Here is a 19,765-nt window from a genome sequence, read left to right as displayed (position 1 = left end):
ACGAACAACAACAACCTCTAGTTCTTCGGTACAGGTCAAATTCCTAAAAATACCCATAAAATGGCAACTCGAGCCAAGAACAGTGTTATCAAACAAATCCGCAAGAAAAGCAAAGAACGATATGAAACACGAAAGCAAATGTTAAAAACACAACATTAAGTTATCAAAATCCAACGCTTGCCTCGCATCTTCGTTACATACCCATCGACAGCGACACGACAAACGAAAAGCGGCAACGGAGAGCATGCAGCAACGAAGTCACCCACTTCCTGTGCAAAAAAGAGTTTCGCCATGACATCCATCTATATCGCTGAACCAGCCTTGACCGGCGGAGTGCCCTCGGTTGTCGACGTCACGCTGCCCGGGTGCCCGTCGTGAAGCCTGTCGCGACGGACGCCAAGGGAGGCGATACCGGCAGCCTGATGCGCGAAGCACTCGGCTCGTGCCGACGCGGGTTCATCGATGTCGGCCTGTTCAGCCTGTTCATCAATCTGCTGATGCTGGTGCCGCCGCTCTACATGCTTCAGGTCTACGACAGGGTCATCGCCTCGCGCAGCCAGGAAACCCTGCTGATGCTGACCCTGGTGGTGGTGTTCCTGTTTCTCGCCATGGGCGGACTCGAATGGGTCCGCTCCCGGATCCTGGTACGCCAGGGCAATCGCCTCGATGCCCTGCTCCACCACAGCGTCCACGACGCCACCTACCACCGCACCCTGGCGTCTCCTGGCGCCGCTAGCGCTCAGCCTCTGGACGACCTGGCGACCTTGCGTCAATTCATCTCCGGCAACGCCTTGTTCGCCTTCTTCGATGCCCCCTGGATTCCCCTCTATCTGGCGGCACTGGCCTTGTTTCACCCCTGGTTCGGTCTCTTCGCCCTGTCGGCGGGGGCCATCCTGATCGCCCTGGCCGCCATCAACGAACGGCTGACGCGGCCCCTGCTGGCCGAGGCGGGAGGTCGCCACCTGCAGTCGCAGAACCTGGTCAACGGCAACCTGCGCAACGCCGAAGTGCTGCATGCCATGGGCATGATGCCTGCTGTCTTCGGACGTTGGTCGCAAAGCCATCGCGATTACCTGTCGCTGCAATCCCGTGCCAGCGACCATTCCGGACTGGTGACCAACGCGTCGAAGATGCTGCGGCTGTTGTTCCAGTCGCTGATTCTCGGCCTCGGTGCCTACCTGGTGCTGGTCAACGAGCTGACCCCCGGCATGATGATCGCCGGTTCGATCCTGATGGGCCGGGCGCTAGCGCCCATCGACCAGATGATCAACGGCTGGAAGAGCTTCACCAGTGCCCGCCATGCCCGTGCTCGGCTGGAGCTCTTGCTGAGTGAAGCTCCCGACGACGTCGCGCCGATGCCGTTACCGACACCGAGTGGCGCCTTGTCGCTGGAAGGCGTCAGTGCCGCGCCACCCGGCGCCGAGCAGGCGACACTGCACGACATCACCCTGGCGATTAAGCCAGGCGAGCAGATAGCGGTGATCGGGCCCAGCGCCGCGGGCAAGTCCACCTTGGCACGAGTGGCTCTCGGTGTCTGGCCGGCCCAAGCCGGCTGCGTGCGCCTGGACGGCGCCGACATCACCCAATGGGACCGTGCGCTGCTGGGGCCTTTTATCGGCTACCTACCCCAGGATGTCGAACTGTTCGACGGCACCATCGCCGAGAATATCGCCCGCTTCGGCCCGATCGATCCGATTGCGGTAGTCAAAGCGGCAAAAATTGCCGGGGTGCATGACATGATCCTGCGCCTGGCCGCGGGCTACGACAGCGCCATTGGCCACGGCGGCATCGGGCTGTCGGCGGGGCAACGCCAGCGTATCGGCTTGGCGCGAGCCCTGTATGGCGATCCCGTGCTTCTCGTGCTGGATGAACCGGACGCGAGCCTCGACGAGGCCGGCGAACAAGCCCTGGCCATGGCACTGGACCGTTTGCGCCCGACAGGGACCACGGTGATCGTGGTCAGTCACCGCCCGGGGCTGCTTAGCCGAGTCGATCGCGTCCTGCTGCTGAAGGACGGACGTATCGCCTCCCTGGCGCCGCCGCTGCGGCCCCACTCTGCCACCCGTATCGTTGCCTCGACCGCGGAGTCCGGCACCCGTGTGATGCGTCTCCGGCCGGGCGCCTCGGGCCCCTCCTCCGCCAGCCACAGCGAGCCCCAGCCATGAATGCCACTCCCGCACCTTCAGCGTCTCAGCCAGACGCCCTTGCGCCAGCACTGAACGCGCTGGTGTCGATGCCCTCCGCGCCCATCGATGCCAGCCCGTTTCGGCGCTGGGGCATCGCCATCGTGCTGGTGGCCTTCGGCGGCTTCGGTAGCTGGTCGGTCCTCGCCAACCTGGCCGTCTCGGTGGTGGCGCCGGGGTCGGTGTCGGTCGAGGGCCACACCAAGACCATCCAGCACCTCGAGGGCGGCATCATCGAGTCGATCGTCGTCGCGGACGGCGATCACGTCAGTGCCGGCGACGTGCTGCTGGTGCTCGACGACACCCAGGCCCGGGCCCAGCAGCAGATCGCCGAGACCGCCTACCTGATTGCCCGCGCAAGCGAGGTGCGTCTGCTGGCGGAACAGAGTGGCGGCGAACAACTGAGCTTCCCCGCTGCGTTGACCGAGTCGCCGAACTCCCGCGTCCAGGAGGTCCTCGACGTACAGCAACGGCTGTTCGGTGCGCGCCAACAGTCACTGGCGGGAACCCTCTCTGCCCTCGACGAGCAGAGCCAGCAGATGCGCGAACAGATCACCGGGCTGGACGCCACCCAAGCCATCAATCAGCGACGCATCGATTCGCTGGAGGGCGAAGTGGCCAACCACCGCAAGCTGTTTCGCGACGGTATGATCAGCAGCCAACGCCTGCGGGAACTCGAACGTGAAAGCCTCGAGTACCAGAGCGAAAACGCCCAGCACGCCGCCGAGGTCGCGCGTCTGCACTCGCAGATCAGCGAGAACGCGCTGCAAAAGCAGATTCGCACCCAGGAATTTCAACAGAACGTCGGCCAAGAACTGCGCCAGGTCCAAGCCGAGGTCGCCGATGCCGAGGAACGGCTGGTCGCGCTGTCGGATACCCTGAGCCGGACCCGCGTCATCGCGCCAGTCGCCGGCACCGTGGTCGGGCTGAAGGTCCATACGCTCGGCGCGGTGATCCGCGGTGGCGATGCGTTGCTCGATATCGTGCCCAAGGACGAAGGCTTCATGGTCGAGGCTCGGGTGCCCAATATCGACATCGATCATCTGTACCTGGGGCAGCCCGCCGAGATTCGTTTCAGCGCCTTCAATCAGCGCTTATCCAACGTCATCCAGGGTCGTGTAACCTGGGTCAGCGCCGACAGTTTCGAGGATGAAGCGACCCGTGCCCGCTACTACAAGGTGCGTATTCAGGTCACTGACGAAGGCCAGGACAACATGACAGATGGCATGCAGCTGCTGGCGGGCATGCCCGCAGAAGTGATGCTGAGAACCGGGGAGCGCAGCTTCGCGAGCTACGTGATCAAGCCGATGAGCGACATGCTGGCGCGAGCGATGCGGGAGGAATAACCACCGACGTTGAGCCGCTGCCAACAACTGGACCCTGACGGGCTTGCGGGGCACCGAGGCGCTGGAGAGTGATGGAAGGCGCTGAAGAGCGCTGGGTGCTGAGGTGCTGAGGTGCTGGAAAGTACTGAAGAGTGCTGAGTGCTGAGGCGCTGGAACGCACTGAAGAGCACTGAGGCGCTGGGGCGAGCCGTGCAGGGCCCCGAGACGCGGCGAAAAAAACTGCGCGCACCAAGGGCGGTGCACGCAGAGCCAGCTTCCTGCCGGCACGGGACGCTGCAGGATTCACCCTTCCATTCGTTTGGCGTTTGGCGTTTGGAGTGAGCCGAGAGAGACGCTGTGGCTTGGGTATTGCGCTCTCCGGCCCATCTGCAAACGCATTTCTTTGCTGTGTTTTTCCTTCCGGTTAGAGCAGGCCTCCCTGGTCGTCGTCCTGGATACCCTGGAGGGCGACGTCGTCGCTCATCGGAGCATCGTCGTTGGCGGGCGGCGGGGTCGCATCGGCGTCGTCGGCCATGGCCATCATGGCCGCCATGCTCGGCGCGCTGGCCGCGGCCGCGTCTGGATCACGGGTGATCTCGAAGGACGCCAGGTCCTGAGAGCCGCCGTTGAAGGTGAGGCGAAGCACCTGCACGCCTTCCTCCAGATCCAGGGTCAACGAGGGTCCATCGACGAAGACGCCCCAGGCGCCGGAATTCGGCACCGAACCACTGGCCTGGTCGTAGAAGACCCCGTCCTGCTCGACCGCGGCGGTGATGCTGCGTCCGTTGTTGGGGTTAGAGGTCACGAACGACAGGGTGTGACTACCGGCCTGTTCGACGTTGATGGTGTACTCGAGCCACTCGCCATTCTGGACCCAACCCACCGCATCTCCCTGGCCAACAATATCCACCGGGGTGTCACGGAAGTCAGAGCCGAACTGGGCACCCGAGAGCTCGTTGTACGCCTCGCCCTGCTCGCCTTCATCGAAGTTCACCGCATCGAGACTCAAGCCGTCGTCGGCATCCACCTGCCAGGGCATGCCACCGGCGTTGAAGGCCTGCTGCCCGTCACGCTCCAGGGTGAAGGACGCCAGATCCTGAGAGCCGCCGTTGAAGGTGATGCGCAACACCTGCTCGCCGGCTTCCAGCGCCACCTGGGCCGCATCGGTAGGCTGGAAGTCCCCCCAGCCACCGGTCGGCGCCACCGCCACCGGATCGATCGAGGCGTAGGGCGTGCCGTCGGCCTTGGTGAAGGTCGCGGTAATGGTGCGCTGCGGACCGGACGCGTCACCGAGAGCCGACAGGAACGACAGGTCATAGACCCCGGACTGCTGAACGTTGAGGGTGTACTCCACCCACTCCCCTTCGTCCACCCAGCCGATGGCATCGCCGTCGCCGACGATATCCACGCCATCGCCGGGGCGCACCGCGGTGCCAATCTGGTCGGCATCGGCATCGTTGTAGGCGATGCCCTGACCGCCCTCGTCGTAGTTCACCGCGTCGAGGCTGAAGTCACTGCCCACCTGCCAGGCTTCGCCATCGGCGGTGAAAGCTTGCTGGTTGGGGCCGGACGGCGCATCGGTCACGTTCAGCGTGAAGCTCGACTGAACGCTTGCCTGGCCATCGGATGCCGTCACGCTGACATCGAACAGCCCAGTATCGCTGGTGGTCCCCGAGAAGACCCCATCACTCGACAGGCTGATCCCGCTTGGCAGACCGCTGGCCGTATAGGTCAGGCTGTCGCCATCGGCGTCGCTGAAGGCACCATCGAGGGCCAGCTCGATCGGTTGCCCCTCGACCAGACTCATGTCATCGATGCCATCGGCGACCACCGGTGCCTGATTGACCGGCGCCAGACTGAATGACGCCAGGTCCATCGACCCACCGTTGAAGGTCAGCCTCACCACCTGTTCGCCGGCCTCCAGTGCCACCTGGGTGGTAGCGGTCTGGGTGAACGTGGTCCAGCTGCCCGTCGGTGACACACCGACCGGTGACGCCGTCACATAAGGTGCATCGCCCTTGGCAAAGCTTGCCGTGATCGAGCGTGCGGCCGGACTCGTCGAGTCCAGTGCGGTCAAGAAACCCAGGTCATAGAGGCCGTCCTCCGCCACGTTGATGGTGTACTCCACCCACTCGCCGTTCTCGATAAAGCCGAGCGACTGAGATGGAGTGGAGATGTCCACCGCCTCGTCGGAGCGGAACGCATCGCCCTGATGAGCCGCGTCCGCGTCGTTGTAGGCGACGTCCTGGCCACCGTTGTCGTAGAAGCGCGCCTCCAGCGTCAGCCCATCGGCCCCCACCTCCCAGGCAGTTTCGGTGTCATTGAAGGCGCTCTGGCCATCGTCCACCGGCGCCACGAAGTCCAGGGTGAAGGAGGCCAGGTCCAGCTGCCCGCCATTGAAGGTCAGCCGCAGCACCTGCTCACCTTCCTCCAGGTCGAAGCTCAGCGGCCCCACGGTCTGGAAGCTGGTGAAGCTGCCGGTGTTCGGCAGGTTCTGTACCTGGGCACCGGTGTAAAACCCTCCCCCTTGCTCGAAGGCCGCGGTGATGCTCTTGCCGCCGCTGACCGCGGAGGTCGAGAAGCTCAGGGTGTAGGTTCCGGCCGTCTCCACGTTCAGGGTGTACTCGACCCACTCACCATCGGCGACATAACCAATCGCCTCGGTGCCGTTGGAGATGTCCACCGACTCGTTGGAGCGGAAGGCGGCCCCCGAATGCCCCGCGGTGGTGTCGTTGTACGCCACTCCCTGACCACCGTTGTCGTACAGCTTGGCCTCCAGCGTCAGGCCATCGTTGCCCACGGCCCAGGCGGCTTCGTTGGCATTGAAGGCGGTCTGCCCCACCGGATCGGGGTTGTCGATGAAGTTGGGTATTCCATCGTTGTCATCATCGTCGTACAGGTCCACACGCCCGTTGCCGTCGGCATCTTCCGCCCCGTTGGGGTCGTAGGTTTCGACGTTCTCCACCAGGAAGATGTTGTCGTTGTAGTCATAGTTCACCCCGGCGTAGTCCTGGATCACGATGTAGGTGTTCGGGATCACGTTGCCGGCGGCGTCCTTGGCCACATAGACGCGGATCAGATGACCGTCGTTCTCGTCCCAATTGAGGTTGTTGCCGGGATTACCGATGGCATCGATGGTGTCCTCGTAGAGGTTGGCATCCGGGTCGGACCAGGAGATATACCCCTGGCGACCGGATATCTCGGCGAAGAAGCCAAAGGGTGCATCTCGATCCAGGGTCGTGGTGGTCAGCAGGTCGCCGTCGTTGAGCGTGCGTGGCAGTAGCGTCTGACCATCGGCCTCGTCGTGGGCCAGGATCTCGTCGATGTCACGGCTATCGACGTCGTGGACGAACAGTCGCGCCACGTCACCCTGGGTGTGATAGGCCGCCAGCTGGGTGATCTTGATCGGCGAGCTACCGTCGGCACGCTGGAAGTACGGCGACAGGATCTCGTCGCCATTGGCTTCCACCAGGCCCCCCTGGTTCATCTGCCCTTCGGCCACATTGGTCGAATAGCCGAAGGCGTCGATGATCTCCTGCACTCCTGGTTCCTGACCACTTTCGGACTGGTTCTGGGCCAGGCCGGCAAGCTCGATGACCTTCTCGCCCTCGTCGGCGTCGCTTGAATTGATGATCAGGCTGGCCTCATACAGGCTGCCATCGTTGGGATCGTCGGCGATGAAGCGCACGGTCACATCGATCGATTCACCGGGCTGCAGGGTCACCGCAGCGAAGGCCTGCGTCAGCTCGAACAGCGTCGCGTCGCTGACCTCGACGCTCGCGATATCGAGACTCTCGAAGCCGTCGTTGCGCAGGGTGATGGTGACCTCGTCGTGGACCTCCTGGGCGGCATTGGCCGGGTTCTCGATGCGTGACATCACCAGGCGATCGTTGGACGGAACGCCGTCGTTGTTGATCACCGTCAGCTCGCCACCGGACACCGGCGTCACGCCCTCGATGAGGAACATGTTGTCGTTGTAGTCATAGTTGATGCCGGTGTAGTCCATGATCCCGAGATAGGTATTCGGAATCACGTTGCCGTCGGCATCGAGGGCCCGGAACATGCGCACCGTATAGCCACGTTCGATGCCGTCGGCATCGTCCGGCGGTGTACCACCCCCGGTCGGGTTCAACGACGGATCGGTGGACAGGTTGGCCATCTCGATGCCGAACACGCCGGTGCCATTCCAGCCCCCGGGAATGTCGCCGAGGCCGAAGGTCATGGTGGCGAAGTCCCCGTTGCCCTTCACCGGCAGGATGGTCTGGTTGTTGTCACCGGCGTGGTTGGAGAAAATCACGTCCTGATTCTTGTTGCCGGGGTTATGGATGCCAAGGGTCGCCCCGCCACTGCCGTGATAGGCCGCCAGTTGGGTGATCTTGGCCTCGCCGACGCCATCGGCCAGGGACCAGTAGCGCGACAGCACTTCATCGTCGTTGATCGGCCGATAGAGGTCGAAGTCGTTGAGCACCGAATTCTGCCCGGCGCCGACGGTCGGCAACCCATCGATGCGGTTGCCAAAGCCGAACACTTCCCACACCTCGTTGACGTTGGGCTCCCAGCCGCCTTCATCGCGCTGCTGCCAGAACCCGGCCATGTGGATCTCGGCGATGGGCGAGTCGGCATCGTTGGTGGTCAGGCGAATGCGCCCCTCGAACACCCCGTCACCGGCGTCATTGGTCGGCGCCACATAGCTCGCCCGATCGAACAGTACCGTGACCTCGATGGACTGCCCCGCGGCCAGCGTCAGGCCGTCGAAGGCCCCCGGATCGGCCAGCACGAACGGCCCTTCGATGTCGGCGTCGAGGATCTCCAGCAGCTCGCTTCCGGTGTTGGAGATGGTGACCGTGGCGCTCTCCTTGAAGTCGCGGTCAGGGTTGGAGACGCCGTTGTTCTCCAGGTAGCTGAAGTGCAACCGGTCCGAGTAGTAGGCGGCATCGCCGCTTTGTACCGCGATGTCGGCATTGTCGTTGCCAACCACCGGCGTTACGTCCAGATAGTCCAGATCATCGGCGCCATCGGCGCTGGAGACCGCCCGCAGGTTGTACTCCACTCCCGCCTCGAGCTCGACGTAGGTGCCCTCTTCTCCGGCATCCCCCTCGCCCGGATAGGCCAGCATTTCCACCGGCTGCCCGTTGAGGGTCAAGGCAAGGCCCTGGCCATCATCGGCACCGGCATTCGCCGCCAGGTCCAGACGATAGAGGCCGGTGCTATCTACGCTGAAGTAGAAGTCGGCGGTCAGCTCGTTGATGGTGCGAGCGCTGTCGCCGCTCTCGAGCTCGATGCGCGAACCGTCCGAGACATCGGCATAGACCGGCACGAAGCTATCGGACGGCGAATCCGGCACCTGCAGCAGGTCGATGTTCGGGCCCACGGCGCCTGGGGCGGTCAGGGTGATGGTGTTGCTCCCCGACTGCAGCGTGACCAGAGCATTCTGGAAGAACCAGTTGTCCTCGGCGGTGTTGCTCTGGCCTTCGAAGTTCAACTGACCGAGGTCGACGCCGTTGATGGTCAGGCCCAGCGGTCGGTCGGCCTTGGCCGCGTCCAGCGCGTAACGGAAGCCGATGTCATAGCTGCCCGCCTCGCCGACATCGATCGTCCAGGTGATGGTCTGGTCGCCCGCGCCATCGAAGTCGACGAAGCCATCACCGGAGGCGTTGCGATCGTCGTCACTGGCCAGCACGACGACCGGGCCGTCAAGTGCTGCGCCTTCGGCTTCGTACTCGGTCACCCCCGGCGTGGTGTCCGGGGCCTCTTGCAGGATCTCCAGCTGATCAATGTTGGGGCCGGTATTGGCGGTGGATTGCAGGCGCACCGTGTTCTGACCGCTGACCAGGGTCGCCGCGACGTCTTCCGTCAGCCACTCGGCCCAGGCCGCATCGCCGGTCAGCCCCGGGGGCGGACTGAAGTCGAACACGCCGACGCTTGCGTTGTTGACGAAGACTTCCAAGGGGCGATCGGCAACACCGCCGTTGGCGTAGCGCAGCCGCAAGACGGAGTCGCCGGCCTGGTCCGCGCTCAGGTCGAACGTGAAGGTGAGGAAATCGACGTTGGTGGAACCGAAGTCGGCGTAGCCGCCGAGGACCCCGTCATCATCGTTGGTATTGCCATCCACACCGAAGGACCCCGGGCGCAGGCCATTGGGCAGCCCGTTGGTTTCCGGATTGTTCACATCGCGGATCTGGATCTCGGCGCCGGCCCCGGTGGCGATCGACACCGCCGTGCCATCACCAGGCGTCATGTCCTCGGCCTGAATGGCCAGCAGCGAAATCAAGCCATCGTCGGGGCCGGGATCCGGGTCACCCGGATCCACCACCCCACCCGGCGCCGGGTCGAGACGAATGATCTGGCTCTGGCCGTTACCGCGGTTCAGGGTCAGCAAGTACAGCTGGCCGGTGACCGGGTTCTCGATGATATCCAGCGGATCGACGTAGCTGATGACATTGCCATCGGGGTCACGCAGCACCTCATCGCCGATCACATTGCCGTTGGCATCCAGGGTGATGGAGCGAACATCGTCACCGCCGGAGTACTCGGTGAACAGCACGTTGCCCTGCAGGTTGCCGCCGAACACATCACTGGTGTACTCCACCGCGCCGTTGGGCGAACGGTTCTCGCCCAACGAATAAACACCGGAGATGTCGTAGGTGCCCTCCGGGTTCGTCCCCGACGGATACTTGTTGACCTGATTCGGGTCGGTGCCACCGGTCGGGTTACCTCCGTTCAGGATGTACTCGTCGCGCAGCGGGTTGGGGTGGCCGTAGTAGCCGCCCTCGACGATCTTGAACAGGTAGTCGTCCTGCTTCTCGACGTTGGTGTAACGCTCATCCTCTGTGGTCGACGGATCATCCGGCACGTTGCCCCCCGCCGCCGAGCCGTTGGTCGGCACGTACAGAAAGCCGTTGGAGTGCCACACCAGGTCGTAGGCATTACGCGCCCCGGTGGCGAAGATCTTCAGCACCGCGTCATCGGCGTAGGGGTCGTAGTAGGTCTGCAGTACCGTGCCATCGGCATCCTGCACGGTGGCCACGCCGCGATCGTCGAACACCAGGAACTCGCCGTTGCCCATGGGGATGGGATCATCCTTGGGATGGCCATCCGGGTCATCGAAGCGGGTGTTCTGGCCGTTATCGGGGACAGGCTCCGTCGAGACATCGAAGCCGCCGGCCGGCGCGTCCCGGGTCGGGTCGATCTCCATCACCGCCGCGTTCAGCAGGCGTTCGGGCCGGTTGCCCCAGGCGCTGTCGGGCTCACCCATGGCCGAGTTGGAACCCTGGATCAGATACAGCAGATGCGTCGGCACATCGGGATTGGTGGCGGCGTCGTAGTCCGGGTTCTCGCGGAACTCGAGGCTATTGGTCACGTGGTCGCCGTTGGAGCGCGGCAAGCCGGTGATGTAGGGCTCGGCGGTGCCGGAGAAGTCGCTGCCGCCATCCAGGGTGATCTTGGTGATGCGTCCGCTGAACTCCGGTACGCCGTTGTCGCGCCCGTTGAGCGGAATCGGATAGTTGTCGGTGATCCACAGCACGTCCGGGTCGGTGGGATCGACCACCAGTCCGATGATGCCACGCCGATCGTTGTTGCCATCCGCCCCTGGCTGGAAGAAGTAATCTCCCGGCAGCGCAAGCTCCTGACGGTTGCCAAGCGAGCCGTCGTTCGGATCGATGTCATAGCGCAGGATCTGACCGCCGATGGTGGCGATGTACATCGTCGAGCCGTCGGAGGTGATCTCCAGCGAGGTGAAGCCAAAGGCATCATCGGCTGCGCCGTTGAGCTCGACCACGTCATTGAAGGCCACGTCGCGGGCGACGATTTCCGGCGCCTCACCGGTGACGAAGGTGTTGGTGTATTTCTGGAATTCCCGCGTCGGGGCATCGGCATCGTCGTTGGGACCGCGATCCCGGAAGCCGTCGATGATCAGCGTATAGCTGGTGAACTCCTTGAGCGTCTGGCTCGGCGAGATGGTCAGAGAATCGAAGCCGCCGGTGGTGTTGGCGTTGAAGCTGACCTCCTCACCGGTGAGCGTCTCGATCAGGCGGATCGACCCGTCGCCGAGGCTCTCGAGCAGCGCCCCGCCGCGGCCATCCACCACCGAGATGCCGACGAAGATATCGGACGTCGGGTCGACGCCGCTCGGCAGACTGCCGTCGTCGGGATCAAGATCGACCTCGACTTCCTCGGTACCGACGCCGGCGATGGCACGCGCGTCGGTGAAGAAGGCGTAGTCCTCGGCGGCATCGCGACCGTCTCCGGGTGTCAGGTCGGGCAGCGCCTGGATCTCGATGTACTGAATCTCGGTGTTCTCGTTGCCGACACCGAGCGAATCCAGCGTCAGACGACCGTCGGTCACCTGGACGATGCGGGTCACCAGATCCGAGCGGAAGCCATCGGTATCATTGGACGGATCGCCATCTGCCGGGAAGTCGTCGGGCCGGAACGGCGTGAAGGGGTCGTTGATCAGCTCCCCCTCGGCGTTGAGCATGTTGACGCTGTCGTAGGGCCCGGAGGTATCCCCGATCGAGACGGTGACCTCGTAGTAGCCGTCCGCCAGCTCGATCTCCCAGCCGGCACGCACGTAGGCGCTTCCCGGCTGGTCGAAGTGGGCGTAGGTGCCCTGACGCACGTCGAGACCGGCGATGTCATCGGTGCGATCGTTGACCGCCACGCTGGTCAGGCTCGAGATATCCAGCGGTGTGGTGCCGGGCTCGCTGTCGTAGATCGATTCTTCGGTGACCCAGCCGTACTGGTAGGTCTGGCCGTCGATGGTCACCGACTGGGTGCCAAAGCCCTTGCCGTGATCGGCGATGTAGCCGTCCGGCACCGCCACCCCCTCGGGCTGGAAGTTGATCTTGACCGAGAAGCGATCGCCTGGCTCGACCACGTCCGGCGGCGCCACGCCTTCACGGGTCACCGTGATGCGGTCGATGTTGGGACCGGCCGCGGTCAGGTTCTCCAGGCGAATGGTATTGCTGCCGGCCTCGAGTTCGACCTCAATGGTCGTTTCGGTCCAGTTCTCCCAGTCCGTGGCGCCGGTACCGGTCGAGCCGAAGGCCAGGCTGCCCTGAGACGCGCCGCCGACCAGAATGTCCATCGGTCGATCCGCCCCATTGCCGCCGGCATTGGCATAGCGCACCGTCAAGGTGTAGGTGCCGGCGTCGTCGACGACCACATCGAAGGCGCCCGCATCGCCAATATCGCTGCCCATGTCCAGATAGCCGGTCCCGGAGAAGCCATCCCAGAGGCCATCGGCACCGGCGTCGGTGTTGGTCTCGAGGTTATCGGCATCGCGCACCTGGGTATCGAGGGTATCGCCGACGTTATCGGTATCGAACAGCGTCAGCGCCTCGCCCTCGATCTCGAAGGCGAAGGGCGCCGGGCCGGTATCGCCATCATCGAAGTTGAACACGATCTGGTCGATGTTGGGGCCGTTGGCCACCCCACCATTGGCCGCTGTCGGAAGCGTCAGCGTGAAGGTGTTGGCGCCCTGTTCGAGGATCACTTGCACCTCGAGCTCCAGCCATTCATCCCAGGGATCGTTGACCCCGTCGTCGACCGCATTGGCAAAGCCGATCTGCGCCTGCGCATTGCCATTGACGCTCAGATCCAGGGGTCGTGGAGCGGTACCGCCATTGGCGTAACGAATGGTGGCCGTGTAACTGCCGGCCGCCGGCGCATCGAGGTTGAACGTGATCTGGTCGCCGGCGTCGGTGCCGAAGTCCAGGTAGGCGTCACCCACTGCCCCCTCTCGGAAGTTACCGAAATCATCGGGTTCGGCCTCAGTCACCGCTCGCGTGACGGCCCCTTGGGCGGTGCCACCCACATCGGTGACAACCGCATCCTCCCCTTGCACCGTGAAGGGCGCCACCACCACGCCGCCATCATCGATGGTCACGCTATCGCTGGCGCTCGCTTCATTGCCCGTGGCATCGGTCACGATCAGGGTCACGGTCACGTCGCCGCTCTGGCCACCAAGGTCGACGCTGATGTTGCCTGAAGCGTCGGGCGTCACCGCGGTGCGGGTGATGCCGCCGTCGAGGCTGACCTCGAAGCCAACGATGTCATCGTCGGCCCCACTGACGTTGAACATGGCGTCGGCGAGTTGACCGGCATCCAGGGTATCGTCGGCGGCGGTCAGGGACAGGTCGCCGTCTTCATCGGCGCTATCGTCCACCGGGATCGGCCCGCTGCCGCCCTCGGTGATCTCGATGCGGTCGATGTTGGGACCGGTCGTCGCGCCATCTGGAATCGCCAGCACGATGCTGTTGCTGCCGGCTTGTAGCGTCACCGTGACGGTTTCGATCGCCCAGTTGTCGAAGCCCTCTTCCGGCCCACCGCCATCCGGGTCGGTGCCGACAAAGGCCATGCCCACGGGGGTGCCGCCGTTGATCGAAAGATCCAGCGGGCGGGTGGTGTTACTGGCATAGCGCACGCTGATGTCGTATTCACCCGCCTGGGACACCTCGACCTGCCAGGTGATGTTGTCGCCGGCGGTATCGCCAAAGTCCACGTAGCCGGTGCCGGAGAAGTCCGGGCGCAGTCCACTGGGTTGCAGGTCCGGGTTGTCTTCGGGGTTCGATGGATCGCGGATCGTGGTATCGGTGGCGTTGGCATCGTCATCGAAGCTCGTGACGACGCCGTCCTCGGCCTGCAGGCTGATCGGCGAGAACGGCGCCTCGTCGACGTCATTCACGGTCACCGAAAGCGTCTGGGTGTCGGTCAGATCACCGTCGGTGACCGTGACCTCGACCTCGTAGACACCGTCTTCGTCGCCATCCACCGCCAGCTCGAAGTCACGCGGGCTGGTGAAGCTCAGCACGCCGCTGGTCGCATCGATGGTAAAGAGTGGCGAGTCGACGCCGCCGGTGATGGCGAACACGGGAGCCTGGATGCCGGTGCTCGCGCCGTCTTCATCGACCAGCGGGATCGCCCCGATCTCGGTCAGGTTTTCGTCCACCGCAAAATCGGTCTGGCCGATGGCGATGCTCTCGTTGAGATCGGTCACGCTGATCAGGGTGTCCTGTGACACGCTGTCCTCGCCGTCCGACACCGTCACGGTCAGCTCGTAGACGCCGTCTTCATCGCTATCGGCGGCGAATTCGGCATCCGGCGGATTGACGAAGGCCAGACCGCCGCTCGCCTCGTCGTAGGTGAACAGCGCCGCATCGGCGCCGGACAGGGTCACCGTCAGGCTGTCGCCGTCGGCATCATCGAGCACCAGGCTCGCCACCGCGGCACTGTTCTCGTCGACGCTGATCGCGGCGCCGAGGCCATCCAGGGTCGGCGCGGTGTTGACCGGCTCGTCGATGCGCTCGAACACCAGGGAGTCGATGCGCATCAGTTCGCCACCGGCGCCGCGCAGTTCGAGGCTCGCCAGATCACCGGCGGTCACCTCGAAGGGCGTTTCGAAGACGATTTCCTTGCGGTTACCGCTTTGCCCTGCGTTGCCGCGAGCGCCGCTGCCGACGATGGTGCCGAAGTCGTCGTTCATTACCACGTCGGAGGTCAGGCTATCGCTCGTTACATTGCGAGCCTCGAGCACGGTACCGCCGATGGTCAGCGTCAGCCCACCTTCGCCGTCGTTCTCATCGAAGACATAGAGCCGGGCGACGTACCAGCCAGGCTCTACGCCACTACCCGACAGCTCAGTGCCAATCGTCGCCGGCGCGTTGCTGGTCAGACGAATCAGCTGTTCGTTGGACGCCGCCGCGTTGCCGGTCACGATCAGGTTGGCGGCGTCCAGATCGGTGAAGTCTTCCGCCTCGATGGTGATGCTATCGCCAACCTGGGTGCCTTCGATGATGAAGCTCAGCGACTGGGTCGCGGACAGACCGCCAGGGTCGGTGGCACGAACGACCACGTCGAAGGTACCGCCCTGGCTCGGCGTGCCTTGAATGACGCCGTCCACCACTTCGAGCCCCGCGGGCAGGTCCTCGGCGGTCAGTGTCAGGCTATCGCCGTCGGCATCGGAAAATAGCGAAGCGAAGTCCGACAGCGGGATCTGAATGAAGTCCTCGCCCACTTCGCCGAAGTAAGGCTCCAGGGCGGCGGGCTCGGCGACCGGCGCGTCGTTGACGTTCTCGATGCTCAGGGCGAAGTCGGTCGCGCTGCTGGTGGTGCCATCGTCGGCGGTGACCGTGATGGTGTAGTCACCCGGCGCTAGCCCCGCAAGGCTACCGGACAGCACTCGATCGTTGACACTCAGCCCATCCACGATGACGGGCTGGTCATCACTGTCGGTCACCACGAAGCTGAAGCTCAAGGCGTCACCATCGTCGTCGACGAACGGCAGGTCGACCTCAAGATTCGCGCCTTCATCGAGGCTCATGTCGGCAATGCCTCCGCCGACCACCCGCGGTGCACTGTTGCTATCGTCGATATCGGCTTGCGACAGGCTCACGGCGCTGAAGCTCGCACTGCCCTTGGCGCCAACGTCGTCATCGTTGACGAACACCAGAGAGTCGATGGTGGTACCGGCATGGGCCGACAAGTCGATGGTGAAGCGGAAGGTCCCATCGCCGTTGTCGACGCCCTGACCGCGCAGGTCGACGAAGCCGCCCTGGGTCTGGGTGCCGCCGAGCTGATAGACGCTCGCACCGCCGTTGAAGGGGTTGGCGTCGGCATCGAAGCCGATGGCAACGATTTCCGGCACCGGCGAGCCGGAAATCGCCACGTCAAACGTCAGCACGCTTTCACCGGTGATGGTGTAGTCATTCGGCAGCGCCGCACGCTTCCACACGTTGTCGGTCAACGACAGCGTGGCGCCGCCGTCTTCGACCGCGGCGCCGGTGCCGCTGGCCGGATTGTCCTGGGTCGCGTTGTAGGACGTGATGGTGGCGTCGGCGAAGATGACATCCATGCTCGCCGAACCGGCAGCGCCCAGGTTCACCGTGTCGGCGACGCTGGCTTCGTTACCGGCAGCGTCGGTCGCGATCAGCGTCACCGTGACGTCTCCCGGGGCCTGCCCCGACAGATCGACGTTCAGGGTGTCGCCATCGCTGGTGGCGGGCTGTCGCGTCACCCCACCGTCGAAACTGATTTCCAGGGTCGACCCGGCATCGATGCCCGCCACGCCGAAGACCACGCTGGCGCTGTCGGCGGCCTCGATCTCGGCATCGGGGCCATCGAGGGCCAGGTCGGCGCCTTCATCGGCGGTGGTGTCAAGGGTCAGGGCCAGGGACCGCTCGGACCGGTTACCGAAGGCGTCCATGGCGATCAGCGTGGCGGCGACATCGCCATCGTCGAACCCGGACAGATCCAGGGTGAAGCTGCCATCGGGGTTCGGGGTGACTTCATCAACACTGACGCCGCCATCGAAGGACACGCCAACGAAGACGATGTCATCATCGAGGCCGGTCACGCTGAATCCGGCCTCCCCGGCGCTCGCGCCGTTGATGAGGGTCGCATCAGCGCTGAAGACAAGCGCAGCGGCATCGGCGTCTGCGTCGACATCCCCCACCGGCCCGGTCCCCGCGGTGGTCACTTCCAGGCGGTCGACGTTCGGCCCGCTGCTTCCGGGAATGCTCAGGGTAATGCTGTTGTCACCGACGGCAAGATCGGCAGTCAGGCTTTGATAGGCCCACACATCGAAGCCTTCCGGGTCGACTCCATTGGCGTTGGGATCCGTGGAGGCGAAGGCCTGCTGCGCCAGGGCGACGCCGTTGATCATCAGATCCATCGGCCGGGGACCGTTGCTGGCGTAGCGAAAGTTCAAGTCATAGCTACCGGCCTCGACCACGTTGACCGTAAAGGTCAGGCTGTCGCCTGCCTGGCTACCAAAATCGACGTACCCCGTGCCGGAATAGTCAGGACGCAGGCCCTGAAACCCCGCACCATCCTCGGGATTCTCGGCGTCGCGCACCAGGGTGCCGGGGGCGTTGGCAGCTCCCAGCTCGGCATCTTCAGCCTGGACGACGATGGGATCGATGACCGGCCCGGTGGGATCGACCGGGTCGGCGACCAGCAGCGCCACCTCGATCTTGTCGATGTTGGGGCCATTGGTCTCGCCGCCCAGACGCAGGGTAGTGCTGCCCGCGCCAAGAGTGATTTCGAGGGTCTCGGTCGACCAGCCTTCCCACTCGGTCTGACGCGTCGAACTGCCGGACGTCGGCACCGCCGGCTGATTGCCCTGGGGAACATCGCTTATGTCATCGGGGTAGTAGTTCGGCTCCGTCACCCCAGCGAACACGAACCTGCCAATCTGGCTTGGCGTGCCGCCATCGACCACGAACAGGTCCAGCGGACGACCGGAACTCGTGGCATAGGTCACGGTGACGCTGTAGGTGCCGGCGGTGGCGACGTCCAGGGTGAAGTCAGCGTAGGCATCGGCATTGCCAGCGGCCCAGTCGAGATAGCTTGCCCCTTCGGCGCCAACCCGGAAGGTCTCGTCATTGTCGACACCCAGCGTCGCGATGTTATCGATCGATACCACGCGGTTGGTGCCGGTATCGTCGATGTCGGACGTCGGCCCGATATCCAGATCCTCGCCCTGAATAACGTAGACATCCGGGTCTGGAGCACGCACTTCCAGGTAGTCGACGTTGGGACCGCTGGCGCCGTTGGAGGTGAAGGACACGGTGTTCTGGCCGGCTTGGAGCTGAACGCGAATGGTGCGCTCACCGAAGTCGCTGAAGTCGGCCCCATCGCCGGTCAGGGTCGTGCTCGGCAGATCGAACATGCGATCCTCAAGCTCGCCATTGACGTCCAGGCGCAGCGGACGGTTACGATCCGAGCCATCGTTGTTCTGGCTCAGGGCATAGCCGAGGGCAAGCTCGTACTCGCCGGCGGCGTCGACGTTGAAGGTAAAGGTCAGCGTCTCACCGGTCGGGTCGCCATAATCGACATAGGCCGTGCCCGAGGCATTGGCGGTATTCGGGGCATTGTCATCCCCGGCTACCACGGCGAGGTTGGCTCCGCTCAGCGAGGCAAAAGCGCCATCGGCGTCATCGTCGGTGAGCTCTTCGGCTTCGATACGGAGGGTGGTGAAGGTATCCGCCGCGATGGCCGCCGCGGCCGCAAAAGGCGCGGGTGCCGCCGCCGCAAGGGCGACTGGGGCGGCCGCTGTCGGCGCGCTGCTGGGTGCAGGCGCCGGCAAATCATCCTGGACCACCGCCTCACTCGGCGCATCGTTGCTCGGGGCGGTTTGTGGTTCCGGTTCCGGCTCTGCGCCATCGTCTTCGGTCGGCGCGCTCACGTCCACCCCGAGGCCCTGTTCAGACCCTGGCAACACCGCCCCTCGCTCATCCAGCGCCTCGAGCAGCATCTTGAGTTTGCCAGGCTTCGGTGCTGGCAGGTGATCGAAGACAAAGGGCCGCTCGAAGCGCTCGAACACCGACACCTCACCGCGTGCATCCTCAAGAGTCATTCGCATTGCCTTGATGGAGTCTTCCCAGGGGGAAGGCAAGGGCGTGACACTGATGCCGTGATTCTGAAAGATATTTCCTTCCAGCGTATCGCCATTATTGATACGCCCTGCATGGGAACCCAGACGATTGGACACGAATGACATGAAATACATTTCCCCACCCCGCAATGATGTTATCGAGACGCATCCCTTACGTCGTTTTGAGATTTTATGACGCCGCGTCCTCGGCACCAGGAACAGATTTTTATCGTCACCACCATCTCCCGATACGACCACCCACAACCTGGGCACGGTCTTCGGGCCGATAAATTTCGAGTCTAGACAGGGTTTTTTATAGGGCAAGAGTTTTTTGACAGCGCTAACTACTGCATTGCAAAAAATACAATAAACAAATTCTAATTAACATTTTTTATCGTTTATTTTCAACTATTTAAAGAAATTAATTATTAATGTAAACCGTTACATGATTTCTCTAAACTGCCAAAAGATTAGAAAACCCACACCGCGAACAAAAAGCATAACTCGCACTCATCATTAAAAGTCTCAGACTTTATGTTACGAACAGAAACCTCATAAAACTTCGGAAGTCATGAGTCAACTAAATGCGGAAAAACCCATCCTAGAAAACCAAAGAATATCTGACGAAAGAGACGATTATTTTCTTGCAAACCGACACTTGATCGGTAACCTCTGCATGGTATAGATAAATAGATCGACTACGTGAAAACGTAATGTTTATGGCGACGCTTTACTCTGGAACGACCGCTAGCCTCTGCGAGGAAACGGGTAAAGATCGCCGCCCAGCGTCGGACCTTCAGATACAGCACGGCCCAGGCCCGGCGAGCGATGCCGGGATCTCGGCAACACAATAACAACGGCAGCGCGATACAACGGGACAC

The 19,765-nt window shown here is 63.3% G+C and carries 3 protein-coding genes; 2 read left to right on the top strand and 1 reads right to left on the bottom strand.

The window, feature by feature from the left end:
* Window positions 1–374 precede the first annotated feature (374 nt).
* Window positions 375–2,165 (top strand): type I secretion system permease/ATPase, encoded by a 1,791-nt coding sequence (locus ACUN9Y_RS07180; RefSeq protein ID WP_445459999.1) that lies wholly within the window; start codon window positions 375–377, stop codon window positions 2,163–2,165.
* Window positions 2,162–3,529, top strand: coding sequence for an HlyD family type I secretion periplasmic adaptor subunit (locus ACUN9Y_RS07175; RefSeq protein WP_445459998.1), 1,368 nt, complete (start codon window positions 2,162–2,164; stop codon window positions 3,527–3,529). Before ACUN9Y_RS07180 ends, ACUN9Y_RS07175 begins: the two co-directional genes overlap by 4 nt.
* 403 nt (window positions 3,530–3,932) lie before the next feature.
* Here ACUN9Y_RS07175 and ACUN9Y_RS07170 read toward each other — a convergent pair whose 3' ends face one another.
* The gene (locus ACUN9Y_RS07170; RefSeq protein WP_445459997.1) at window positions 3,933–19,010 is read right to left on the bottom strand and encodes a carbohydrate-binding protein; all 15,078 of its coding nucleotides are present in this window, start codon (window positions 19,008–19,010) and stop codon (window positions 3,933–3,935) included.
* Between the last annotated feature and the right edge of the window lie 755 nt (window positions 19,011–19,765).

This window comes from Halomonas sp. V046, assembly GCF_052645355.1.
This window is presented reverse-complemented; position numbering and strand designations above follow the sequence as displayed.